This is a genomic window from Mycobacterium sp. UM_WGJ (genome assembly GCF_000455125.1).
Lineage (GTDB): Bacteria > Actinomycetota > Actinomycetes > Mycobacteriales > Mycobacteriaceae > Mycobacterium.
Map to the genome: position 1 here is coordinate 190,354 of NZ_AUWR01000008.1, position 23,931 is coordinate 214,284.

The 23,931-nt window shown below is 66.2% G+C and carries 23 protein-coding genes and 1 tRNA gene; 7 read left to right on the top strand and 17 right to left on the bottom strand.

Annotated features, from left to right (window positions below):
• Positions 1-25 precede the first annotated feature (25 nt).
• Together N416_RS0102820 and N416_RS0102825 are read left to right on the top strand one after the other, a co-directional pair.
• Positions 26-1,609: a Na+/H+ antiporter gene (locus tag N416_RS0102820; RefSeq protein WP_024440620.1), complete on the top strand. Its 1,584-nt coding sequence runs from the start codon at positions 26-28 to the stop codon at positions 1,607-1,609.
• Between the two features lie 87 nt (positions 1,610-1,696).
• Positions 1,697-2,383, top strand: a complete 687-nt coding sequence (locus tag N416_RS0102825; protein WP_024440621.1) for a cutinase family protein — start codon at positions 1,697-1,699, stop codon at positions 2,381-2,383.
• A gap of 23 nt (positions 2,384-2,406) precedes the next feature.
• Here the strand turns inward: N416_RS0102825 and N416_RS0102830 are convergent, their stop codons facing one another.
• From N416_RS0102830 to N416_RS0102875, 10 genes are all read right to left on the bottom strand, one after another.
• The gene (locus N416_RS0102830) at positions 2,407-3,126 is read right to left on the bottom strand and encodes a DUF2652 domain-containing protein (protein WP_024440622.1); all 720 of its coding nucleotides are present in this window, start codon (positions 3,124-3,126) and stop codon (positions 2,407-2,409) included.
• Between the two features lie 25 nt (positions 3,127-3,151).
• Positions 3,152-3,724: a carboxymuconolactone decarboxylase family protein gene (locus N416_RS0102835; protein WP_024440623.1), complete on the bottom strand. Its 573-nt coding sequence runs from the start codon at positions 3,722-3,724 to the stop codon at positions 3,152-3,154.
• Complete coding sequence (locus N416_RS0102840; protein WP_024440624.1) at positions 3,721-4,038, bottom strand: hypothetical protein; 318 nt, start codon at positions 4,036-4,038, stop codon at positions 3,721-3,723. Before N416_RS0102840 ends, N416_RS0102835 begins: the two co-directional genes overlap by 4 nt.
• Before the next feature lie 89 nt (positions 4,039-4,127).
• On the bottom strand, positions 4,128-4,688 hold the full coding sequence (locus N416_RS0102845) for an ester cyclase (protein ID WP_024440625.1): 561 nt from the start codon (positions 4,686-4,688) through the stop codon (positions 4,128-4,130).
• 45 nt (positions 4,689-4,733) lie between these two features.
• The gene (locus N416_RS21235; RefSeq protein ID WP_036457049.1) at positions 4,734-5,477 is read right to left on the bottom strand and encodes a MerR family transcriptional regulator; all 744 of its coding nucleotides are present in this window, start codon (positions 5,475-5,477) and stop codon (positions 4,734-4,736) included.
• Between the two features lie 9 nt (positions 5,478-5,486).
• On the bottom strand, positions 5,487-6,971 hold the full coding sequence (locus tag N416_RS0102855; RefSeq protein ID WP_024440626.1) for an NAD(P)/FAD-dependent oxidoreductase: 1,485 nt from the start codon (positions 6,969-6,971) through the stop codon (positions 5,487-5,489).
• 18 nt (positions 6,972-6,989) lie between these two features.
• Positions 6,990-7,910: a reductase gene (locus N416_RS0102860; protein ID WP_024440627.1), complete on the bottom strand. Its 921-nt coding sequence runs from the start codon at positions 7,908-7,910 to the stop codon at positions 6,990-6,992.
• 27 nt (positions 7,911-7,937) lie between these two features.
• Entirely contained in the window at positions 7,938-8,912 is a 975-nt protein-coding gene (locus N416_RS0102865) for an alpha/beta hydrolase (protein ID WP_051190171.1), read from the bottom strand.
• A gap of 122 nt (positions 8,913-9,034) precedes the next feature.
• Complete coding sequence (locus N416_RS0102870) at positions 9,035-11,107, bottom strand: Ig-like domain-containing protein (protein ID WP_155943305.1); 2,073 nt, start codon at positions 11,105-11,107, stop codon at positions 9,035-9,037.
• Positions 11,108-11,303: 196 nt separating this feature from the next.
• Positions 11,304-12,194 carry a hypothetical protein gene (locus N416_RS0102875; RefSeq protein WP_155943306.1) on the bottom strand — a complete coding sequence of 297 codons (891 nt, stop codon included), beginning with the start codon at positions 12,192-12,194 and terminating at the stop codon, positions 11,304-11,306.
• A gap of 425 nt (positions 12,195-12,619) precedes the next feature.
• Between N416_RS0102875 and N416_RS0102880 the strand changes: the two genes are divergently transcribed.
• Positions 12,620-13,423: a PE-PPE domain-containing protein gene (locus tag N416_RS0102880; RefSeq protein ID WP_231383966.1), complete on the top strand. Its 804-nt coding sequence runs from the start codon at positions 12,620-12,622 to the stop codon at positions 13,421-13,423.
• A 136-nt stretch (positions 13,424-13,559) separates the two neighbouring features.
• Here the strand turns inward: N416_RS0102880 and N416_RS0102885 are convergent.
• Positions 13,560-13,633, bottom strand: a tRNA-Ile gene (locus tag N416_RS0102885).
• A gap of 266 nt (positions 13,634-13,899) precedes the next feature.
• Here N416_RS0102885 and N416_RS21240 point away from each other — a divergent pair.
• Positions 13,900-14,052 carry a hypothetical protein gene (locus N416_RS21240; protein ID WP_036457137.1) on the top strand — a complete coding sequence of 51 codons (153 nt, stop codon included), beginning with the start codon at positions 13,900-13,902 and terminating at the stop codon, positions 14,050-14,052.
• Between the two features lie 121 nt (positions 14,053-14,173).
• On the opposite strand, the gene N416_RS0102895 is transcribed toward N416_RS21240, so the two are convergent.
• Positions 14,174-15,061, bottom strand: coding sequence for a sigma-70 family RNA polymerase sigma factor (locus tag N416_RS0102895; protein ID WP_024440632.1), 888 nt, complete (start codon positions 15,059-15,061; stop codon positions 14,174-14,176).
• A gap of 160 nt (positions 15,062-15,221) precedes the next feature.
• Between N416_RS0102895 and N416_RS0102905 the strand changes: the two genes are divergently transcribed.
• The gene (locus tag N416_RS0102905) at positions 15,222-15,530 is read left to right on the top strand and encodes a DoxX family protein (protein WP_231383978.1); all 309 of its coding nucleotides are present in this window, start codon (positions 15,222-15,224) and stop codon (positions 15,528-15,530) included.
• Here the strand turns inward: N416_RS0102905 and mddA are convergent.
• A complete protein-coding gene (mddA, locus tag N416_RS0102910; protein WP_024440634.1) occupies positions 15,472-16,251 on the bottom strand; it encodes a methanethiol S-methyltransferase in 780 nt (259 codons plus the stop codon). The two genes, N416_RS0102905 and mddA, sit on opposite strands and share 59 nt — an antisense overlap.
• A 114-nt stretch (positions 16,252-16,365) precedes the next feature.
• Between mddA and N416_RS0102915 the strand changes: the two genes are divergently transcribed.
• On the top strand, positions 16,366-17,229 hold the full coding sequence (locus N416_RS0102915; protein WP_024440635.1) for an alpha/beta fold hydrolase: 864 nt from the start codon (positions 16,366-16,368) through the stop codon (positions 17,227-17,229).
• A gap of 2 nt (positions 17,230-17,231) precedes the next feature.
• Here N416_RS0102915 and N416_RS0102920 read toward each other — a convergent pair whose 3' ends face one another.
• Positions 17,232-18,050 (bottom strand): carboxymuconolactone decarboxylase family protein, encoded by an 819-nt coding sequence (locus N416_RS0102920; protein ID WP_024440636.1) that lies wholly within the window; start codon positions 18,048-18,050, stop codon positions 17,232-17,234.
• Between the two features lie 37 nt (positions 18,051-18,087).
• Between N416_RS0102920 and N416_RS0102925 the strand changes: the two genes are divergently transcribed.
• Positions 18,088-19,092 (top strand): zinc-binding dehydrogenase, encoded by a 1,005-nt coding sequence (locus N416_RS0102925; protein WP_024440637.1) that lies wholly within the window; start codon positions 18,088-18,090, stop codon positions 19,090-19,092.
• A 32-nt stretch (positions 19,093-19,124) separates the two neighbouring features.
• On the opposite strand, the gene N416_RS24210 is transcribed toward N416_RS0102925, so the two are convergent.
• From N416_RS24210 to htpG, 3 genes are all read right to left on the bottom strand, one after another.
• A complete protein-coding gene (locus tag N416_RS24210; protein WP_369797562.1) occupies positions 19,125-20,258 on the bottom strand; it encodes a PPE family protein in 1,134 nt (377 codons plus the stop codon).
• Between the two features lie 148 nt (positions 20,259-20,406).
• Entirely contained in the window at positions 20,407-21,639 is a 1,233-nt protein-coding gene (locus N416_RS0102935; protein WP_036457052.1) for a PPE family protein, read from the bottom strand.
• Positions 21,640-21,958: 319 nt separating this feature from the next.
• Entirely contained in the window at positions 21,959-23,902 is a 1,944-nt protein-coding gene (htpG, locus tag N416_RS0102940; RefSeq protein ID WP_024440640.1) for a molecular chaperone HtpG, read from the bottom strand.
• Positions 23,903-23,931: the final 29 nt, after the last annotated feature.

Sequence of the window (23,931 nt, forward strand, 5' to 3'; positions counted from 1 at the left end):
CGGGCGGCCACGCAAGGATGTGATGGTGTTTGGTCTCGTCGTTGTTGTCACACTTGTCGCCACCGTGCTCGGCGGCACGATTGTGGGCAAGCGGTATCGCGTCGGCCCCCCGGTGTTGCTCATCCTGCTCGGCGGCATGCTGGGCCTGATTCCCAGCTTCGGCGAAACCCAGCTCGACGGGGAGATCGTGTTGCTGCTGTTCCTGCCGGCAATCCTGTACTGGGAGAGCATGAACACCAGCTTCCGGGAGATCCGGGCGAACCTGCGGGTAATCGTGCTCATCAGTGTCGGCCTGGTGATTGCGACCGCGGTGGCGGTGTCCTGGACGGCACGTTCGCTGGGCATGGAACAACATGCGGCGTCGGTTCTGGGCGCCGTGCTCTCGCCCACCGATGCCGCCGCGGTAGCCGGGCTGGCGAAGAAACTGCCCCGCCGGCCGCTGACCGTGCTGCGCGCCGAAAGCATCATCAACGACGGCACCGCGCTGGTGCTGTTCGCGGTGACGGTCGCGGTCGCCACCGGCAGCCCCGCGATCGGCCCCGTCGACCTGGTGGGCCGATTCGTCGGCTCGTACCTCGGCGGTATCGCGGCCGGACTGCTGGTGGGTGCGGCGGTCACCCTGCTGCGCCGCCGCATCGACGCGCCGCTCGAGGAAGGCGCCCTGAGCCTGTTGACGCCGTTCGCGGCGTTCCTGCTCGCCCAGACTTTTCACTGCAGCGGCGTCGTCGCGGTGCTGGTGTCGGCACTGGTGCTGTCCTACGTCGGCCCGCGAGTGATCGGAGCTCGTTCGCGGCTGCAGGCATTCGCTTTCTGGGACATGGCGACGTTTCTGATCAATGGCTCACTGTGGGTGTTCGTCGGCGTCCAGATTCCCGGTGCGGTGCACGGGATCGAAAATGTCGGCGACGGCATTCCGCATGCCACGGTGCTGGCCCTCGCTGTCACCGGTGTCGTCATCGTGACAAGAATCGCCTGGTCGGAAATCACCAGCATGCTCGTGCGCACCCTGGACCGGCGTGCCGTGCAGCGCGCCCGTCGGGTGGACTGGCGCCAGCGCGCGGTATCGAGTTGGGCGGGCTTCCGTGGCGCGGTCTCCCTGGCCGCCGCGCTGGCCGTCCCGTTGACCACCCACGCGGGCACCCCCTTTCCGGATCGCAACCTGATCATCTACGTGGTCACCTTCGTCATCCTGGTGACAGTGCTGGTCCAGGGAAGCACCCTGCCCGCCGTCGTTCGATGGGCGCGGATGCCCGAGGACACAGCGCACGCCGAGGAGTTGCAGCTGGCGCGGACCCGAGCTGCCGAGGCCGCCCTGACAGCGTTGCCGCGGGTGACCGACGAACTCGACGTCGACCCGGATCTGGCGGCTCGGCTGCTCAAGGAGTACCAGGATCAGGCCGAGCTGGTGGCGGTGGCCGATCAGCCCAACGCGGCCACCGAACGTGACGACATGGCGCGCCGGGTGCACCTGAGGGTCCTTGAGCACAAGCGCGGTGCCGTCACCGAGCTGCGCGACCGAAATCAGATCGACGACATCGTATTACGCGAGCTGCAGGCGGAAATGGACCTGGAGGAAGTGCGCCTACTGGGGCCGGCCGACGCCGAATAGCTACCGGAGAAGTCGATGTACATAGTCTGCCGACTTCGATCCCGGTCGGTGGCGACAGGGTGGCCGCGGACCACTACTATCCACTCCGTGAGCGATTCCTCGGCCCGACGACTGCGACTCGCAAGTTCAGGCACTGTACTGGCGGCGGTCTTGCTGACCGCTCCCGTTGTCATTCCCGCGGGAACACCCGGTGCGGTCGCACCGGCCGGCGCGGCCTGCCCCGACGTCGAAGTGGTGTTCGCCCGTGGGCGTCTGGAATCGCCCGGGGCCGGCGCGGTCGGCAACGCCTTCGTCAGCGCGCTGCGCTCCAAGACCTCCAAATACGTCAGCTTGTATGCGGTGAACTACCCCGCTGACAATGAGATCGACCGGGGCGCCAACGACATGAGCGCCCACATCCAGAACACCATCAACGGATGTCCCAACACCCGCATCGTGGCCGGGGGATACTCGCTGGGCGCGGCCGTCACCGACGTCGTGCTCGCGATCCCCTTCTCGGCGTTCGGCTTCACCAATCCCCTGCCACCGGGCGCCGACGAGCACATCGCCGCGGTGGCCCTCTTCGGCAACGGCAGCCAATGGGTCGGACCCATCACGAACTTCAACCCGATCTACAACGATCGGACCATCGAGCAGTGCCACGGCGCCGACCCGATCTGCAACCCGGCCGACCCGAACACCTGGGAAGAGAACTGGCCGCAACACCTGGCCAGCGCCTACATCTCGTCAGGCATGGTCAACCAAGCAGCTGACTTCGTCGCCGGAAAGCTGTAGCCGCTCTGCGCTGACCGCCGCCGTCAGCCCTTCGAGAGTTCGGCGGCCTTGCGGCCCAGGCCACGAAATCCCGCGCAGGGCTCCTTGGCTCCGATCGCGAACGGCAGCGCCTTCCACCGAAACCGCATCCTGCCGCGAAATCCCATGGAGTCTGGCGGCGGTTCTACCGCCGACTTCGCCAGGTCCAGATAGTACGTCGACGTTTGGCCCAGGCCTTCGAAGTCGTGCACCAGTGGTGTGCACACCGCCCGAACCGGTTCGTCAAGCCGCTGCGCGATGGCATCGGTCATCAAGACGTATTCCGGAACCGGCACCAGGTTCTTGAGCATCCGGTGCACCAGGATGACGTCGACGCCGGCAAGTTCGGTGTGGCGCTTGACCTTCTGCTCGGCCACCTCGCCCTCGTGCGCGACGAACTTCAGCGAGAGATTCATCAGCTGCTCGCAGCTTTCGCAGTGACAGTTGCGGCCATTCTCGATAAGGGCCCGACGATTCAGGAAGGCCTGGTGCATCCGCGACAACCGCTCGCTGACCAAGACCTGGGCATCGCCGTTGGGCGCCCAGAAAAAGGCGGCGTCGCCCTCCAGCTTCGCCAGCTTCATGCCCTTGGCGGCGTCGATGACTGATTCCAGCAGCGTGGCCACTGCCAGCTGGGCATGCACCAGATGGGTCCGGTTCCAGTTCATGTAGGCGGTGTATCCGCCGATGTCGGCAATGACGAGCACCGCGCGCCGGATGGCCATGAGCTCAACAGTCTAGTCCGGGTAGCTATCCGTAACCACGTTTCACCAGATGCCGTGCGGCGGCCTCCATGGCAGCTGGGCCGGCCACCTCGAAGCCGAATGCGTTGGCCAACCGATCGGTGATGTTGAAGGCCAGGCCGACCGCCAGTGCGTCTTTGACCTGCCCGGGTGTGACGCCGGCTGCCAGCACGGCACGTACGTCGTCGGCGTCGACGCGGTGCCGGCGTGTCAGTTTGTCGAGCAGGCGAAGGGTGGCCCGCAGCTCTTCGGGGATCGGGGCGGTGTCCAGATCGGCGAGGGTGGCGGCCGCGGTCTCGTCGTCGTAGCAGATGTTGGAGGTGGCCGTGTGCGCGGCGACGCAGAACGGGCAGTCGTTGGCCTTCGAGACGTAGGCGGCCATCAGTTCCCGCTCCCCGATGGTCCACGCCGATGGCCCGCGCATCGCCTCGTTGGTCAGGGGCCCACCGCCGTAGAAGTCCGGGCGATAGAAAGCGAGCTTGACGGCGTCGACCACGGGCTGGCGTGAGATCAGCCGAATGATTCCCAGCAGGGCCTTGGTGCGCAACCGGTGGCCGCGATCGAGGATGGCCAGCCTCATGGCGCTCCGCGGTCCGCGGTGGCATCGGCGAGCGCTTCCAGCGCGCTGGCGTACTGCCGGGTGGCCTGGCCGACCGCGGCGCACACCGCGATCTCGAAGATCTGGTCTTCGCTCAGACCTGCGGCTCCGACCGCGGCAACGTCCTCGTCGGTCACCTCGTAGGAGCGCAGGGTCACCTTGTCGACCAGGGTGCTGAGCGGTTCCTCGAGTCCGGCGTTGTCGTAAGCCGCTCGGCGCAATTCGAGGGGCGCTGTCCCGCCCCGACCCAGAACGCGGCCGAGCAGCGCTTGATGCAGTTCGGTGATGTCGGACATAACGTTTCGTGGACCTCCTCCCCCGCGCAGGGCCACATCGGTTGGTCACTGCCGTCCATTGTGCGACCGCAGGGCCCTTTCGGTCCAGATCAGTGCGACAGATCCGCCGGCGGGGTGTCGACGAGGCCGGCATCGGGTGCTCCCGACATGCGCAGCAGACCGCGCACAACGCGGATGACCAGCAGCCAGGAGCGCGGGGCACGCAAGTTGATGCCAGCGATCAGCTGTTTGACCATGGACAGCGTGTCGAAGTAGATACGCTCGATCGCCAGGTTCTCCTGCTCGTCGAAGACGAAGTAGGCGGTCATCCGGGTGCGGTGGCGTGATCCGGTGGCCGGAACCGTGCCTAAGGGTCCCAGATGTGTTCCGGTCAGCCAGAATTCGACGATCACTGCGTCGGCACTGTGACGCAGTGCGATGATCTCGTGGTTCTGGTCCGGGAATGCCACTCGGGTGTCGTGGTAGTAGCCGCGCACTTCCGCGTCGCCGTCGTGCACGGTCAGCGTCGGGATGATCTCGTAGTGGGGGTGGCCGAACGTGGCGAGCACGTCGTCCCAGTGCTGACGCACTTCGTCCCGAAAATGGTCGAGTACCAGCTGCTCACGGGCGCGCAAGACCTCGATGGACGGGATGGCGTAGCGGTTGGTCACGGTGTCCCCCTCATGGAGTCAGGCGTTGTCCTGCACGCGCTCCTCTTACTCGTGGCTCGCCTGCCGATACTGCCGCAACTCGGCGCGCACCGCCGCATCGAATGCCCGGTCCAGACTGGCGTGCGCCGCCCGTCGGGCCACCCTGCGCATGGCGTTGACCAGGTCGGCAGCCCAGGCGAGTTCGTCGTCATTGGCCGGTAACCACCCGGGCCCGCGCTGGCGGACCACCTCGGCATGTCCGCTGCGGGTCAGAAGTCCGGCCGCATCGTCCAACTTCTGGTCGACGGCAATCACGGTCTCCAGCATCACCGCCAAGGGCATCCCCCGCGACATCAGCGTGGCGAGATCATCGATCTGATCGGTGTCGGTCACCCGGTAGACGTCGTCGGTGTCGGTCGGCTCGATGACTCCACTGGCGGTCAGGCGCCGCAACAAGGGGGCGTCCAACTGGCCCAGCCGCGCCTCCAATTGTTCGCGCGTCATCGTCCTCGACACCGGACGCGACCATGGCGCAGTCACCAACTCTCCCAGATCAGCCAGATCCAGGACCTCGACCAAAGCCTCACCGCGCTGCAATCCGGTCAGGAACTTCAGGATGTGTTTGACCGTGAATCCCTCGCCGAGCAAACGGATGATCGCCTGCAACTGCTTGAGGTGCCGGTCGGTGTAGATCGCCACCCGGCCGCGGCGCTGGGGCCGGGGCAGCAGGCCGCTTTCCTGGTACACCCGGACGTTGCGAGTGGTGGTCCCAGCCTGTCTCGCAAGATCGTCGATCCGGTACTCGGTCACTACCACATCCTAGGCAGTCAGGACCGGGTCGCTGCGGGTCTTCTCGGCGGTGATCTTGAAGTCTTCCAGCTCCAGCGTCTTGAGTTGGTTGACGAATTGCGTGGCGAAGCCCGGGAACATGGTGGCGTTGAAACCGTCCTCGGTCAGATACCAGCTCTGGCATCCGGAATTCCACGTGGTGGTCTTCAGGCGCCGCTGGATGTCCTGGTTGTAGCGGTCCTGCACCTCGGGCCGCACGTCGAGCGACTTCCATTGGTACTGAAGCAATTTCGAGATCGCGCCGACGATATAGTCGATCTGCGCCTCCATGTAGACCAGAGCCGAGCTGTGGCCGGGTCCGGAGTTCGGCCCGAAGGTGAAGAACAGGTTCGGATAACCCGATACCGCGACACTACGGTAGGCGTAGGCACCCCTGCTCCACTCCGAAGCCAGGTCACGGCCATCGATTCCGGTGATCGGAATCGGGGTGCCGGTTTTGGACACCTCGAATCCGGTGGCGAACACGATGGCGTCGAACTGGTGCTCGATGCCTTCGACGGTGCGAATCCCCTTGGGCGACAACCGAGCGATGGGCCAGGTGACCAGTTTGCAGTTGTCCTTCTGCAGCGCTGGATAGTAGTCACTGGTCATCAGCAGGCGCTTGCAGCCGGCGGAGAAGTCCGGTGTGAGCTGTCGGCGCAGCCACGGATCCTTCACCTGCGCGCGCAGGTTCGCCAGGCTCAAGGCCTCCACGAGCCGGGTGAACGGGCTGTCCCACACCACGCCGACCGCAACAGACTCATGGCCCCAGAACCAGGCGGACCGCATCAGCTTCTCGGCCAGCGGCACATCCTTGTAGATCTTCTTCAGCCAGCCACTGGTCGCTGCGTTGAGCCGTGGCAGCACCCATCCCGGGGTGCGCTGGAACACCTTGACCGACTCCGCCACCTTGACCAGTTCGGGGATGATCTGCACCCCGCTGGCGCCGGTGCCGACCACGGCCACCTTCTTGCCGGTGAAGTCGTAGTCGTGATCCCAGCGGGCGCTGTGGATCGTGCGCCCCTCGTAGTCCGCCAGGCCGGGGATATTCGGGAAGCTGGCGTTAGCCAGTGGCCCGGAGGCGAGGATGACAGACTTGGCCCGCACGGCTTCCCGGCCATCCAGGTCGATGGTCCACTCACCGGCGTCCGCGTCGTAGCTGATCCCGGAGACGTTGTGTCCGAACCGGATATACGGCGCGATCCCGAAGGATTCGACCATGGTGTCGATATAGCCGAGGATCTCCGCGCTGCCCGAGTAGGTGTGCGACCAGTCGGGGTTGGGAGCGAAGCTGTAGGAGTACAGCCGCGACGGGATGTCGCAGGCCGCACCCGGGTAGGTGTTGTCGCGCCAGGTGCCACCGACCCGCGTACCGCGTTCAAGGAGGACGAAGTCGGTGATTCCCTGGTCTTTGAGGCGAATGGCGGCACCGATGCCGGCGAAGCCGGCGCCGATGATGGCTGTTGAGATAGTCACAGTGATCGTTCCTCTTACTTACGCGACCGGCTCGTAGGTCAGTTCCTGCGACCAGGTGGGGGTGTTGTGCACCAGCGCGGGCGGGATGATGCCGGTGATCCTGACCAGGGAATCGGCCAGCCAGTGGTACTTCGAGCTGCGGTCGATAACCTTCTTGCCGTGCCAGGAGATCAACTGATACATCGGCACCCGGCGCGCGAAAGAGCTTCGTTCGCCGACGCTTTGGAAGCGTCGCATGGCCTGGTAGAGGCGTTCCTCGTTGACGCCCATCGCCACGATGTTGTCGCGCATCTTGTTCAGCAGCGGGAAGTAGCTCAAGGTGCCGAGCAGCAGCGCGGGGTTCATCCAGCTGCCCACCAACTCGACGGCCAGCTTCCGAATGCCGGCGTGGCCCAGGATGTCCATCACCTCGAAGTCGACCGCCAGGTGACGCGACTCGTCTGAGTTGATCCGCTTGAAAACCTCTTGAGCCACCGGGTCTTTGACCTCGTCGGTGATGAACTTGATCAGCGCGCCGTCCAGGGCCACTTCCAGCATGGGGATGACGGTGCCCAGGATCGACAGCGACATGCTGTCGGAGAACTTGTCCAGCCAGGTGATCACCAACTGGACGTTGACGCTCGGAGCCGGAATTTCGTCGTCGTCCAGCATCCCCCACCGTCGCATCAACGCGAGCTCGGCGTTGGCGTGCTTCTGCTCCTCGGCGTGGAAGTGCTCGTAGATGCTCTTCAGGGTCGGGGTGGGAGCCTTCTTGGCGAGCGCCGCAAAGCCCCGGGCGCCGACGTTCTCGATCCACATCAGGTCGGTCATGAAGGGCTTGAGCTTGGCCCACAGCTCCGGCTCGATCAGCTCGGCTCCGGGGGCGTCCCAATCGATGTCGACCAAGGCCCACTGCTTGTCCTTGATCTTCTGCAGCATGTCGTCGAGGTTCATCGCCATGATCAGTTCTTTCCTTTCACAAGACGGTCATTCGCAGGTCAGTTCCGGGGAAGGAGGCGCGCAAGCAGCCGCCGCGAGCTCGTCGGATCGCTGGTCGGCGTAGACACCGGCGATGAAGGCCGCCACGCGGCGCAACGCGGGCTTTGCCTCCGGGGCCAGCCGCGGCAGCGCCTGGAAGACATGCACCATCCCCGGCCATACCTCCAAGGTGGAAGCTCCGCCGTTTCGGCGTATCTCGGTGTCCAGGTGGCGCGCGTCGGCGCTGAGGATCTCGAAGCCACCTACCTGGGTGAACACCGGCGGCAGCCGATCCGCCCGGGCGAAGTCGAGCCGGAGGCGCACATGGTCGGGGTCTTGGCCCCGCACGTAGAGCTCCACCAGCCGGCGCGCCGAGGCCGCCGACACCGCGGGGTCACGCCGCACCTTCTCCTGCTGCTCGGCGAGCTGGAGCGTGAGGTCGATCAACGGCGAGAACAGCACGACCCCGGCCGGTTGAAACCCCGGCTCATCGGCATGTGCGAGCAACATGTCGCAGCTCAGGTGGCCGCCTGCGGAGTCCGCACCGATCACGACCTCGGCGGCGGCATACCCCTGAGCCAGCAACCACCGGTAGCCGGCTTCGACATCGTCGGCGGCCGCCGGGAACGGGTTCTCGGGAGCCAAGCGGTAGTCCACGGAGAACATCGGCAGGCCGGTTGCCTCCGAGAGCCTGGCGACCAGCTTGCGGTGGGTCCGCGTCGAGCACAACACGTATCCGCTGCCGTGCACGTAGTACCCCGCCCGCCGGCCGAACTCGACTCCGGGGCCGAGCACCCATTCGCCGCGCACCCCTGCCTCGCGCACCGGAATGACTCGGGTGCCGGCCGGCGTAGAGCCGAGCGTTCCCATGATGGTGGCGATCAGACCGCGCGCGAACGCGATACCCGGTCGATTCATCGGAATCATGTTGTTCAGAACGTGCAACGTCCAGCGCGTGGACGTACCGGCCACCACGGCGCGCATCGACGCACGCGTGGGCACCGGCGGCAGGGGCAAACCATCGGGTTTCGTCACGGCACATACAACACCAATTATTGTGCCATTTGTCAATGGCACGATTGGCGATGTAGGCGTGGCGGCCGGAGTCAGGACACCGTGACCGGGCCCAACAGCTCGGGCACTTCGGCCTGGTACGGCGGCAGGCTCAGTATGGCCGGCCTGAGTTGGGTCGACGGGGCCGGCGGAGGCGTGGATCCCATACTCCAGTTGCCGTCGTTGCCGGCGGTGTAGGCCAGCCAGACCCGGTCGACACCGGCTTGGGCCTTGGCTGCCTTGAGCAGTTCGTTCTGATACCCGGTGCGGGGTACCGCGAATGCGCCCTGCCCGACGCATGCCAGGGCACCACCGGCGAACTGGCCGGCGCCGGAACTGATGTGCCAGCCGTCAGGAGCCTGGCAGGCGTAGTGCAGGAACTGGCCGCAGGCCTCCGCCTGGAAGCGACCGTCGCCATTATGCACGGCGCATTGCTGGGTGGGGCTGGACAACGGCTGACCGTAGGACCAGCTCCAGGCGAAGCCCGCCAACTGGTCGGCCTGTGGGTCCACAAAGTTCGGGCCGGGCGCGTTGGCACCGCATTTCATCATCTCGTGGATATCGGCGGACGTCATCGGCTGGGCGTTGCCGCCGCCGGCGAGCACATCGACCAGCGTGCTGGAGTCGAAGAACCGCGTGTAGGAACTTTCGTACTGCGCTCTGCTGAAGTAACAGTCCGGGTACTGCACGGTGACCGGCCTGCCCTTCTCCGCCACATTGCTGTCGTTGAACCCGAGCGCGTCCCACGCCGCATTCCGGCCACACCCGCTGTTGGTGAAGAGCAACACCTGCTTGCCGCTCGCCAGGATCTGGGCCATGGTGACGCCCAGCGGGATCGGCTGGGTGTCGCAGGATGAGCCGGGCTGCACCTGAGAGGGGCGGAACAACAGGTCACGCGCGGAGGTATTGCCCAGCGTGCTCTCGATGACCGCAGCCCCGGCAGGCAGCGACTTGGTGGTGTCATCGACCGGGTCGTCGAGCCGATTCTCGATGTAGAGGACCACCACCTGGTCGGGGTGCGCATCCAGCCAGCGCCTGATCTGCTGCAAGCCCGAGACCGCGGGCTGTTCGAAGGTGCAGCCCAGGTGGTTGTCGAAGCCGTGACACAGAATGGGTGCGTAGCCGCCGGGGGCGCCCAGGCTCGGATACCAGTGCAGGTCGAGCTCAAGGAACCTCATGTCCAAGTCGAGTTGATCGACCAATGAATAGAGCTGGTCGGGGTCCATGCCCGACAACGTCGGCGGCACGTTGGCATTGGTGTAGTTGAAAGAGTTATGGGTGGCGGGGATCTGGGCCTCCCCCAGCGGCAGCGTCATGCTCAGCCGGTACTGCTGTACCAGCGCCTTGTGGACCGGACCGGCCAGGTAGTTCTGCACCGACCGCTGGCCGATGGGGCTGCCGTTGCGCAGCGCGCAATAGTCGATCGGGCCATTGATCACCCGACACTGGCTGGCCACCAGTTGCGCCGCTGCGTCGAGCGTCTTACAGGTCGCCGCCAGCTGCCCGGTGGCGACATCGAAGCAGGCGCTGATCAGCCCGTGCTTGTTCCCGCCGAACCAGCTGCACGCCTCGACGGAACCGACTGTGCTGCAAGCGTTCACGATCGGGTTGGTGACATCGCCGATCGCCTTGCACACCGGGGTGAAGGCCGGACCCAAGTCGGTACAGGCGGTAGCCAGCGACGGCGGAGCGGAGGACGGGGACATCACGGTGATACCGACGGTGGCCGGCGTCGAGACCGTCACGCCGTCGGTGGTGGCGTAGCTGAAGGCGTCGGTGCCGACGAAGCCGTTGACCGGGGTATAGGTGAAGGTAGCGCCCGTGATCGTCGCCGTGCCGTTCGCGGGAGGGCTGACGATGGCGAACTGCGTGGCCGGGTTCGCCGGAACGGCAACCAGTCCGGCGCTGACCGGACTGGCGGTGGTGGTCACCGCCACCACGTTCTGCGGCTCCGCGCTGGCCGCCGACGCCAGTCCGGGAAGTCCCACCGCGGTTCCCGCCCAAGCGATGAGCACCGACAACACGGCGAGGATCGCCGTCCAGCGCAGGCGGCGCGTTGCGGTGGTGGTAGCGGCCGGCCACCGGAAGTGGCGCCGAGAACGCTCAATTGCCGCCCCAAAGACCACCGACCAAACTCCTTATTCGGTTACGACACCGACTCGCTCTCGGAACACTCAGGCAACTTCCGTAACAATGGGCAACAGAAATCACACCGGCAACACGACACGATCACAGATCGGGCTCAATGAATTCTTCGGCTTAACTTGGCTTGCGCTCACTCAAAGGAGCGCGCCGTTCCCTCCGGCGCGAACGCCGACTGGCTCAGAAGTCCAGAAGTAGAGCGCTCGGCTCGACCACGTCCCCCAGGTCGAAGTCGCCGAGGTCCGGCGGCGGCGAACCATCGATCGGCGAGTACGAAGCACCGATCGACTCGGCGACAGCGCGCGGCAGATAGTTCACCAGGGCATCGACGAAACCCGTTTGGTCAACGTCTTCGAAGGGCGCCAGAATGCCGGCCAGGCCCGGCGCGTCACTGTTGAGATAGGCGTTGAGGAGATCGGCCGGTGCGCCGATCAAGCCGAAGAGTGCGCCGGTGATATCGCCGGCCGCCAGATCATCGACGAAGTTGCGGGCGAGCGTCTCGAATTCGACGACCACGGCCTGCAGTGAGCTGAGTGCGGCAAGCCCGACCGGCACCTGCACCGCGTGCAGCGTGGCCATTGCCGCGTTCACGATGTTCCCGACGATGTCGATGGGGATCGCCACCAGGCGGTCCACCAGCCCCAGGACCGGAAAGGCACTGATCACGATGATGATCGCCTGCCCCAACGCCTCGGTGATATCACCCGACGAGATGGCGCTGAACAGGGTGTCGAGCTGGTCGGGCAGGTTGATCAACCCGTCGACGAAGGACTGGGCGGTGGCCCCGAACGCCTCGAACGTGCGTTGCGCGTAGTCGAACCAGTTGGTGGCCAGTTGGACGACTGTGGGCAGCGGGTCCTCCAGCCAGTGCGCGCCGATGGTGCCCAGGTTGTTGAAGGTGTTGGTGACCAGGTCGATATAGGGGTCGAATGGACTGGCCGTCAGCTCGACTACGCGCGCGACGACGTCAGAGGGCGGCGCCGCCACTGGCGGCGCGATCAAGGTGCTCGCGGCCAGTGCTGCGATGCCGACGGCAATCCGGGGTTGGCTGACTGATCCCACAACACTCATTTCATGACTGGAGCCACTACGGTAACTCTGGGCACGCTGGTCAACGGTATAAACGGGCGTTTTGCGATTGCCACGTGCCAGCCAGGCCGCCTTTGGAGCGCCGGGTGCATCCGCAGCTGGGGGCACGTACCGCCGGCGGCCGAGCCCGCACCGGATACCGGGCAGCGAGCGGATCCGCACCGGTCAGTTTTCCTGTCGCCGAGTACCCAAGAAAGGACATAAGTCTTTTTATTCCCGACCTGCGGCTCCTTTAATGCATCAGCCGACGGGACATCGGCTATTTCATTCAGGGAATGTTTCAGATCCGAATACGAAAATTGACACGGCTTGCAATAATCCTGTGAGTTGCCAACTGACGGCACGGCGTACGGCCCGACATCTGCTGGGGGCATGTCGGAGACGTAATCGCCTGCCGCGCAAACAGCTTGGCGACCACCACCAGTGATCGCTCCGAACGAGGGGATTCGATGAAGAAAATCATCTTCGGCGTTGCATTTTGTGGCGCTGCGCTGGCGTTCGCCGGTGCGGCCAACGCCGCCAACGACAACCAGTACGACTTCCTCTACGGCTCAAGCGATGCGCTTATTCTCGGGCCGACCGGCATCGCGACACCGAGTGTCGGCTACATCAACAGCGCGGTGGACCGGTATCTCGATCCGCTGGGATACGACGGCACTCCCGCAACGACGTTGCCGCTGACCCTCCCCAACACCTGGGAATTCTTCCAGAGCGTCCCGGCGGGCCAGGCCGTCCTCGTCGACGCGATTCTTGCCGACTACGCCGCCGGCGAGATGGGCTGCGACGCTTCCGGCGTGTGCAGCGACCCGCTGACCATTTTCACCTACTCGCAGAGCAGCCTGGTCGCCGCCTATGCCCAGCAGGAACTCTCCGACGCCGGCGTGCCCACCGATGCCTTACGTTTCGTGATGCTCGGCGCCAACCCCGCCCCCGTCCCCACCGACCTCTACCCCACCGAAGTGTTCAACATCCAGGGCGATATCTACACGAATCCGCTGGGCCAAAGTTGGATAGACCTGCTGTTCGGTGGCACAAGTTGGCAGGACCTGCTGTACGGGCTACTAGTCCATAACGCCTACCTCGGATTGACGGCAGACCAGATCGACTCGGCCACCTCGGTCGTCGACGGGATGACCACCTTCAACGAGATCCCAGCACTGGACACCGGCGAATTGTGGCAAGCGCTGTTCACTTCGTTCTTTGGCTTGTGACGCCTAGGGGAGGAGTTGAGCCGGGCGGAACTCGGCTCAACTCCCTCACCCGCGGAGCGTCAAGGATCAACCGAAGCCGCTGTCAAGCATCAGCCGAAACACCTCAACCGACGCCCGAAGCCATACACCTCTGAAGTAGGGCGGGCGGGGCTCGAACCCGCGACCAATGGATTATGAGTCCACGGCTCTAACCAACTGAGCTACCGCCCCTGATACGCATGTGCGCGGGAACCATCGTGCCATGCCGCACCAGCGGCGTCTCCATGCACCGTGGCCCCCGATCCACGCCGTGACGATGTATCCGTCGACGACTTCGTCTCCCCTGCCTGTCCCGCTGATCGCGGACGCCTCCTGCCGATTGGCGTTGCGTCCCGGCCACAGGATCAGCACCGCCGGCCGACGTGACATCCGGCCGATCGACCTCCTTAATCATAGTATTATTGCAATATATGCATGATTACGGTAGCGTCGCCGCCATGAACACGACAGCGCATCAGACCCACTCCCACAGCGAACACACCCACGGCGCCGACTGCGGGCACGAGGCAATCCAGCACGGCGACCACGTGGACTACCTGCACGATGGTCACCGTCACGCCGCGCACGGTGACCACTACGACGAGCACTGATCACTGACCAACCAGCAAGCGGCACAGGCGTGTCCGCAACGTGGGCAACCGACCGCACGCAACCGATGGGGAAGGCTCCGCAACAGCGGGGCCTTCCTCATCAGCAAGCGGGGAACGCTGGCTAAGTGCCGCTGTCCGGCTCTTCGGAAGGACGGGGCAGATCCATGCCGGCCAAGCGGACCGGGTCCGCGATCGACACGATGCCCACCAGCCGACCATCTCGCACCGTGCACGCCATCAAGGCCAGCGGCCGGCCCGTCGGCCCCCAGCCCAAAATCCCGGGTTCGCCGTTGACCAGGACACGACGCGCGGTGAAGCGCGCCCCCTGACCTCGACGGACGGCCTCCACCACCGCACTGGCCCCAGTGGTCACGCTCACCCCGCGCACCGTGTGCCGACGCCAGCTGACCTCGGGGTCGAGCACCCGCAGCAGCGCCTCGAAGTCCCCTCCTTGCGCGGCCGCCAGAAACGCATCCACGACCTGGCGCTGCGCACGCCGATCCCCTGCCGGCGTCGGGACGTCCTGGACCTTGCGGCGAGCCCGGCTGGCCAACATCTTCGCGGCATCAGCCGATCTCCCCACGATCGGGCCGATCTCGGCGAACGGCACCGCGAACATGTCGTGCAGCACGAACGCCAGCCGTTCGTCGGGGCGCAGCGACCCCAGCACCACCAGCAGCGCCAATCCGACTGAATCCGACAGCACCGCCGCATCTTCGGGAGTGTCGCGGTCATCGGTCACGACGAGGTCGGGAAACTCCTGATCGATCGAGGCTTCGGGCCGCGCCGCACGCGACCGCAGGGTGTCGATGCAGATCCGGCCGATCACCGTCGTCAACCACCCCGACAGGTTGTCGATCGCATCGACGTCCTGGCGAGCCAACCGCAGCCAGGCCTCCTGGACCGCATCTTCGGCGTCCGCCCCCGAGCCCAGCACTCGATACGCCAACGCCCGCAGGCGATGACGCTGCTGATCGAAGGCCTGTGCCAGCTGCGTCTCGGTCGTCATCGGTTACCTCTCGAGGTGTCGGTCCGTCATAGGTAATGACGAACCGCACCCGACCGAGGTAACCACGAACACAAAGGAGCGCGCCATCAACACCACGCTGTGGATCATCGCCTGCGTCGCCGCCGCCGCGTATGCCATCGGCGGCGCCACCCTGCTACTGCTGCCCCGGGCGCGGTACCGCGCATTGGGCGCGAATCAGCACTGGGTCGACGACTTCGCCGACGGCCACCTCAAGGCGATCGGAACGATCAAGCTGCTCGGCGCGATCGGCCTGATCCTGCCGGCAGCTGTCGGAGTGGCACCACTGCTGGCGCCCCTGGCCGCCACCGGTCTGATGCTGTTCATGGCGGGCGCGGCCACCACCAGGTTCCGCCGCAGCGAGTGGATCGCCATGGCCGGCGACGTCATCTTCATCGCGATGTTCGCGTTCCTGGCCTGGGGCCGATTCGCGCTGCACCCGTTCGCCTGAACCCACCGGGCACCAGCATCGGCACCTGGCGGCGATACTGCCGGTATTCCTCGCCGAGCGCGGCCACCAGGTCTCGCTCCTCCAGCTGCACCGCGACCAGGATGAAGCACGTGGCCGCGACCGCGAACAACAGGTGACCGGCAGTCATGGTGGGCGTGGCCCAGAACGCGATCACGAACCCCACCATCAGCGGGTGGCGCACCACCCGGTACAGCGCGCGGGCGTGAAAACCGACATGGGAGTATGGCCGTTCCCGCCATGCGAGGTAGACCTGGCGCAGTCCGAACAGGTCCACGTGACTGATCATGAATGTCGACGCCAGGGCTATCGCCCAGCCGATCCAGAACAGTCCCCACAGCACCGTGCGCTCCGCGGGCATCGTCAGATTCCAGACGGTTGTCGGGATCGGCCGCCACTGCCAATACAGCAGGACCAGAACCAGATTCGACGCTAGAACATAGGTGCTGCGTTCGATGCTCTCGGGCACCAATCGGGTCAACCACCGCTTGAATGCCGGGCGCGCCATCACGCTGTGCTGCACCGCGAACAGGGCCACCAGCGCGACATCGATGACAACCGCCCACCCGAGCGGCGCGGGCGGGCCGTGGTCGACGCTGCGCGGCACGACGAAGTTCCCGAGAAAGCCAACCAGATACAGGAAGACAGCGATGAAACCGAGATAGTTGAGTGCCCCGTAGGCCAGGGCGAGATAACGGGGCATGGCGCCCTCCCGAGTTTGCCGACGCCGCCATCGTAGTCCCCCGAACCCGCAGGTCACCATAGGTTTCGTCGGGCAAGTGACCGACCGTTAGCAAGGTCGGCTTACTATCCCAGGATGACCGCGGAAACCTTCGTCACCCACGCGCCCGGCGACGTCCGGATCATCGCCGACCGGCACGGTGACCCCGACGCGCGCGCCGTGGTGTTCCTGCACGGCGGCGGTCAGACCCGCCGATCCTGGGGGCGGGCGGCCGCGGCGGTGGCCGAGCGCGGCTGGCAGGCGGTCACCGTCGACCTGCGCGGCCACGGCGAGTCGGATTGGGCACGCGAGGGCGACTACCGGTTGGTCAGCTTCGCCGCCGACGTTCACCAGGTGCTGCGCACCCTGCCGCCGGACCCGGTGCTGGTCGGCGCCTCGCTGGGCGGATGCACCGCGATGCTGCTCGGCGGCGAACTGGCGCCGGGCGCGGCCAGTGCGGTGGTCCTGGTCGACATCGTGCCCAACATGGACGCCTCAGGCGCGCAGCGCGTACAGGCGTTCATGGCCGAGAACATGGAGTCCGGCTTCGACTCTCTCGACGAGGTCGCCGACGCGATCGCCGCCTACAATCCGCACCGGCCCCGCCCCGCCGACCTCAATGGGCTCACTACCAACCTGCGCCGGCGCGGCGACCGCTGGTACTGGCACTGGGACCCGCAGTTCATCAGCGGCCCCGAGCACCAGGGACCGATGGAGATCCACGATGTCGAGCGGCTCAACGCCGCGGTGCAGACCATTCTCGACGGCGGCGTGCCGATGCTGCTCGTCCGCGGCCAGCTCAGCGACCTGGTCAGCGCCGCCAACGCCGAGGAGTTCCTAGCCCGGTTCCCGCAGGTGGAGTTCGTCGACGTTGCCGGGGCCGGTCACATGGTCGCCGGAGATCGCAACGACATCTTCGCCGACGCCATCCTGGCCTTCTTGGCGCAGCACTCCGCCTGAACTCAGCCGAACACGGTCTGGCCGTCTGCGTCCAGCAGATAGCGCTCGGTGCCGTCGGCAACCCGCGGTGCGTCGGCGGCCAGTGACACCGCAATCTTGTTGCCGGCGTTGCGCATCACATCCAACGTCAGCTCGACGGCCTGCTCATCGGTGAAGTGCCGGCGCACCCCGGCGGCCACCTCTGCGTCGATATGCGCCGGTGTCCAGACCAGCGCGTCGACGTAGCGCAGCGCCACCTTCTGCGCCTCGCTGAGTAGCCGGGACTGCTCGAAACGTTCGATGTCGTCATAGAGCGACTCGGATCCGCCGGCATTCAGGGCGGTCGTCTCTCGCAGCGACTTGCACAGCCGGCAGTTGTGCTGGGCCGCTCCACGCAGCCGCACCACCTCAGAGGTCACCGGATCCAAGGACCGCAATCGGGCGACGGCGGGCATGAACCCGTTGAACAACGCGTCGGCCGGGTGGCCTGAGTTATCCCAGACGATCACGTCCGGCCATGACACCTCGACGCCGACGGCGTCCAGCCCGGCACGCACCCGGGGCACGAAGTCACCGATGTACATCTGCACGACGGCGTCGAAGGCCTTGTCCCCCAGCGCCTCCCGCAGCCGATCCCGCTGGGCATCGGAGATCATGGAGACGTCCACACAGAACTGTTCGGCGAATTCGGTCACCGCCGGATCGGCATCGGACGCCTCGGCGCTCACCTCGGCCGGCAGCGGCGACAGGCCCAGCGTCCGCCCGCACACCTGGCGGACCAGGGCGCCCAGCCGGCCACCCGAGCACGCCACCAATCGGTTCAGCTCACCGAGTATCTCCATCTCGCTGAGTTTATGCCGCCCACATAGGGTGAAACCCATGCGCGTCGTCGTCATCACCAAAACCGGTCCTCCGTCAGTGCTGCAGGTGCAGGACCGGCCCGACCCGCCGCCGCCCGCCAGCGGACAGGTACGGATCGGGGTGCGAGCCGCGGGGGTGAACTTCGCCGATCACCTCGCCCGGGTCGGGCTGTATCCCGATGCGCCGAAGCTGCCCGCCGTGGTCGGTTACGAGGTCGCGGGGACCATCGAGGCCGTCGGTGACGGTGTCGACCCGGCCCGCATCGGTGAGCGAGTGTTGGCCGGCACCCGGTTCGGCGGCTACGCCGAGATCGTCAACGCCAACGCCGACGACACGGTCACCCTGCCGCCGGCGATGAGCTTCGAGGAGGGCGCAGCCATACCGGTGAACTACGCGACGGCCTGGGCGGCACTGCACGGCTACGGGTCGCTGCAGGCCGGCGAGCGGGTGTTGGTGCACGCCGCGGCCGGCGGCGTCGGCATCGCGGCGATCCAGTTGGCAAAGGCCGCCGGTGCCGTCGTGCACGGCACCGCGTCACCGGGCAAGCACGCCCAACTCGATGCCCTGGGCATCGACCGCGCGATCGACTACCGCCGCAAAGGCTGGTGGGACGGTCTGCCGCCGTATGACATCGTGCTCGACGGGCTCGGCGGCACCTCGCTGCGGCGCTCGCTGACGTTGTTGCGTCCCGGCGGACGCCTTGTCGCCTACGGTCTTTCGTCATTGCAGCAGGGCGAGAAGCGGTCGCTGCTGCGGGCGGCGCCGCAGGCGCTGGCCATGCTGCGCGGCTTCAGCCTGATCACGCAGATGGAGCAGTCCAAGACCGTTATCGGCCTGAACATGCTGCGACTGTGGGACGACCGCGGCACGCTCGGACCCTGGATCGCCCCGCTCTCCGAGGCGCTGGCAGACGGGACCGCGGCCCCGGTGGTGCATGCGGCGGTGCCATTCGCGGACGCACCAGAGGCCCACCGCATTCTGGCCGCGCGGGAAAACGTCGGAAAGGTGGTGCTGGTGCCCTGAGGGCGGTACGCCGGCTCACCGGTCGCCGCTGGCTATCCCGCGGTGGGTGGCCTCGGCATCCGAAATCGGCGGTCCCGCATCCGGAACACCGGGGTTGCGTGGTTGCGGGCGGCCGAGCGCCCCATCGGCCCCATCATTCCCATTGGGGCGTGGTTTCCGGTGGCTCGCAGCGGGCTGGCGGGTTCCGCAGCCAACCCAGGGAGACCTCCCAGCCGGGATGCACCGCCGGCGGGATCGGCGGAGTCGATCATCTGAACCGCTGTGAACCAGCGCTGCGGCACCGTCAACTTCCCCACCGGTGCCGATCGGCCGGTGCTCGCCAGCACCGCGTTGGGGAACTGCGGCGATCCGGGCGGACCGTCGGGAACGGCCGGGTTGGGCAACGCGGTTCCTGCGGCCGCTTTTGCCTGCGCATTCAGAATCGCCACAGCGAAGATGCCCTGCGACCCGGTGGTGAACACCACTTGTTGAGCGACCCCGAGCACCCCCAACGTGGGTCCCAGCACCGCAAGCTCGGCGACTATCGGCCACGTCTGTGGCGACGAGGCCGCCGCAAGACCCGCGTGCGCTGGCTGTGTGGAGGTAGCGGCCAGGAGTTGGGGGGACTCCAGCACGCCAGTCAGCGGCTTAAGTACCGATAGTTGCGGCTGCCCGGTGACAGCGTCGGCTGCCGCACGCGCCGCCGCGGCGTGTTGAGCGAATTGCCCGCCCGCGTTGGTTGTCTCCGGCGGCCGCTGAAACGGTGTGAGCGCGTGAGCCTGCGCCGAAGCCGCGGCGTAGCCATACATAGCGGAGGCGTCTTGAGCCCACATCTCGGCGTAGACGGCCTCGGTGGCAGCAATCGCCGCCACATTCTGCCCAAAGAAATTGGTGGCCACCAGCATCAACAACTGGGCCCGGTTGGCTGCTACCGCGGTCGGCGGTACGGTCGCCGCGAAGGCAGTCTCGTACGCGCCCGCCACCGCTCGGATCTGGGCCGCCGTCGCTTCGACTTGCGCCGCCGTGGCCGAAGCCCACGCGACGTATCGTGTGGCTGCCGCCACCATCGCTTGGGTGGCAGGACCCGACCACGCCTGGCCCTGCAGGCTCGAGATCGTCTCGGTGTAACCGGCGGCGAGTGAGTCCAGTTCTCTCCCGGTGGCGTCCCAAGCCACGGCAGCCGCCATCATCGGCCCCGAACCCGGACCGGAATACATTCGGGTCGAATTGATTTCGGGAGGCAGAGCGCCGAAGTCAAACACCACAGATCCTGCCGCTGCGGCAGCGGATCACTTGAAACGCTTCGCGGAAACTCCCGCGGCGCACCAACATCAGCTAGCCGCCGAGGGACGGGCGGGGCATGGTGAATCGACTGGGCGCCACACGCAGAGCGCTGGACACGGTCTGGCGCCCCGTCGCCGCCGCGCCGCCCATCATGGCGGCCATCGGGCCCATACCCAATGCCGGAGCAGCCCCGGACAGCTCAGCCGCCGAACCCTCCGGCACCGCCAGTTCGCCGGCAAGCTCGTCTTCGGACAACCACACCGGATCGGTGGAGGCGGCTGCCACCGGGGTGGCGTCGGCCCAGGCCGGGGGCACCGACAACTGGCCCACCGGGACCACGTCGCTCCCCATGTGGGCCAGTACCGCGCGACGGTCCGCGACTTCAGACTCCGCTGCCAGCCTATCGTCGTTCACCAGGACGTGCCTGCCGTCTTTTGGCTCACCCGCGCCGGCGTCACCATGGGCGATCAGATAAGCGTTACCGGCCAGCGCGAAGGAACCCACCGACGAGATGGTCCGCGCTGTCTGCAAGGCGAACGAGGTCGGTCCCAGCACGATGTTGAGGGCAGCGATCACATCCAGCGGCAGCCACGGATCCGCCTGAGCGGGCAGCGCCGCGGCCTGCCCGGTCGAGAGGCCGCCAAGCTGCTGCGGCAACTCGGCGAGCAGCGGCGAGAGCAGACTCTGCGTGTCCGAGGCAGCAGTGGAGCCCGCGGCACCGGCGACCGCGGCGGTCTGGGCCGCGCCGCCGACGGGGTTGGTTGTCTGCGGCGGCTGCTGAAACGGCGCCAACTTCGTAGCCGTCGCGGCCGAGGACGCATACCCGAACATCGCCAGGGCGTCTTGGGCCCACATCTCGGCGTATGCGAACTCGGTGGCCGCGATCGCCGGTGTGTTCTGCCCGAAGATATTGGCTGCAGCCAGGCTCGCAAGCTGAGCACGGTTGGCTGTCACGACCACCGGTGGAACGATCGCGACACGCGCCTGCTCATAGCTGGCCGCCGCCGCGCGCGCCTGGCCGGCGGCCCGTTCAACCTGGACAGCCGTTACCGCCGCCCACTCGGCGTAGGGCATTGCCGCTGCGGCCATCGCCGCAGACGCCCTGCCAGTCCAACCGTCGCCCTGTAAGTCCGCGATCACCGAGTGATAGCCGGTCGCAAATGCACTCAGTTGCGCAGCAAGCGCATCGTAAGCGGCCGCAGCGGCCAACAGTGGTCCCGAGCCGGGGCCGACATACATTTTCGCCGAGGTGATCTCGGGCGGAGACGTTCCAAAATCCAACACCGCGCATATCCCCTCTAGTTGCCGTTCTATCGGCGACCAGCGGTGCCGGGCTCCCCCCGCGTTTGCAGTTCATGGAGCTGATCGACCAACGCTGGTTCCACCGGACCGGATCATGTGACGGCGTCGCCGCCCATCACGGGGAATGCCTTCCGGACAATGACTCCGGCCCGGTGGAAATCTGCTTCCACCTGAGTCCAGCTTCATCGCCGTGCTCGCCCTGCGCCATCGGAGCTGACACCCAATCGCGGGGGGTGAAAACCTGTAGAAAAGAGCTGCGACCGGCAAGAGCCGCCGGCCGCACCGGCTGCCCCTGGCGAGCTCAGACGGTGCGGGCCAGCCGGTGCGCCAGCAGTTCGGCGAAACGTGCCGGATCGTCAAGCGCCCCGCCCTCGGCCAACAGTGCAGTACCGTAGAGCAACTCCGCGGTCTCGGCCAGGTCGGCGTCCTCGCCGCCCCGCTCGCCGTGCGCCTGGCGCAGACCGGTGACCAGCGGATGGCTCGGGTTGAGCTCGAGGATGCGCTTGCCGACCGGGACCTCCTGGCCGTTGGCGCGGTAGATGCGGGCCAACGCCGGCGTCATCTCGAAGGTGTCGGTGATCAGGCACGCAGGCGACTCGGTCAGCCGGGTCGACAACCGCACCTCTTTGACCTGCTCGGCCAAGGTCTGTTCCAGCCACGCGATCAGGTCGGCGAAGTCCTTCTGCTGCTCCTCGCGCTCGGCCTCGTGCGCAGCCTTGTCCTCCTCGGAGTCCAGATCCACCTCCCCCTTGGCGGTCGACTGCAGCGGCTTACCGGCGTACTCGGCGACGGTGTTCACCCACACCTCGTCGACCGGGTCGGTCAGCAGCAGCACCTCGTAACCCTTGGCCTTGAACGCCTCCAGGTGCGGTGACTTCAGCAGCTGCTGGCGGGACTCGCCGGTGGCATAGAAGATCTGCTCCTGGCCGTCTTTCATGCGCTCGACATACTCGGCCAGCGTGGTCGGCTCGGAGTCGCTGTGCGTCGAGGCGAACGAGCTGATCGCCAGCAGCGCCTCCTGATTGTCGAAGTCGGACAGCAGCCCCTCTTTGACGACGCGACCGAACTCGGTCCAGAAGGTGCGGTAGTCATCGGGCCGCTGTGACTGCAGCTCCTTGATGGTCGACAGCACCTTTTTGGTCAGCCGCCGCCGAATCGCGTTGATTTGGCGGTCCTGCTGCAGGATCTCCCGCGAGACGTTGAGGGACATGTCCGCCGCGTCGACGACACCCTTGACGAAGCGCAGGTATTCGGGCATCAGCTGGTCGCAGTCGCCCATGATGAACACGCGTTTGACGTACAGCTGCACGCCGACCTGGGCGTCCCGGTTGAACAGGTCGAACGGCGCGTGCGACGGGATGAACAGCAGCGCCTGGTATTCGAACGTGCCTTCGGCCTTCATCGCGATGACCTCAAGCGGGTCATCCCAGGCGTGCGCGATGTGCTTGTAGAACTCGTTGTATTCCTCTTGCGCGACTTCATCTTTGGGGCGCGCCCACAGCGCCTGCATCGAGTTCAGTGTCTGGGTTTCGACGGTGACCGTCTCGTCTCCACCGTCTTCGGTGGCCGGAGTCACCCGCTCGATCTGCATCCGGATCGGCCAGGCGATGAAGTCGGAGTACTTCTTGACCAGACCCCGGATCGTCCACTCCGCGGTGTAGTCGTGCAGCGCATCGTCGGCGTCTTCGGGCTTGAGGTGCAACGTGATCGACGTGCCCTGCGGTGCTTGCTCGCCCGGGTCGACGGTTTCGATGGTGTAGGTGCCATCACCACTGGATTCCCACCGGATGGTCTCACTCTGACCGGCCTTGTGGGTGACCATCTCGACCTTGTTGGCGACCATGAACACCGAGTAGAAGCCGATCCCGAACTGGCCGATCAGCTCTTCGGACGCCTTGGCGTTCTGCGCTTCACGCAGTTGCTGGCGCAGCTCGGCGGTGCCGGAGCGGGCCAGGGTGCCGATCAGGTCCACCACCTCATCGCGCGACATGCCGATGCCGTTGTCGCGTACCGTCAGGGTGCGCGCCGCGGTGTCGACCTCGATCTCGATGTGCAGGTCGGAGGTGTCTGCCTCGAGGTCCTTGTTCCGGAACGACTCGAGTCGCAGCTTGTCCAGGGCGTCGGAGGCGTTGGAGATCAGCTCCCGCAGGAACGCGTCCTTGTTGGAGTAGACCGAGTGGACCATCAAATCCAGCAGCTGCCGAGCCTCAGCCTGAAACTCCAGCTGCTCCACACGTGCGCTCATAAGTCCCGAATTTTAGCGACGGCCCCATC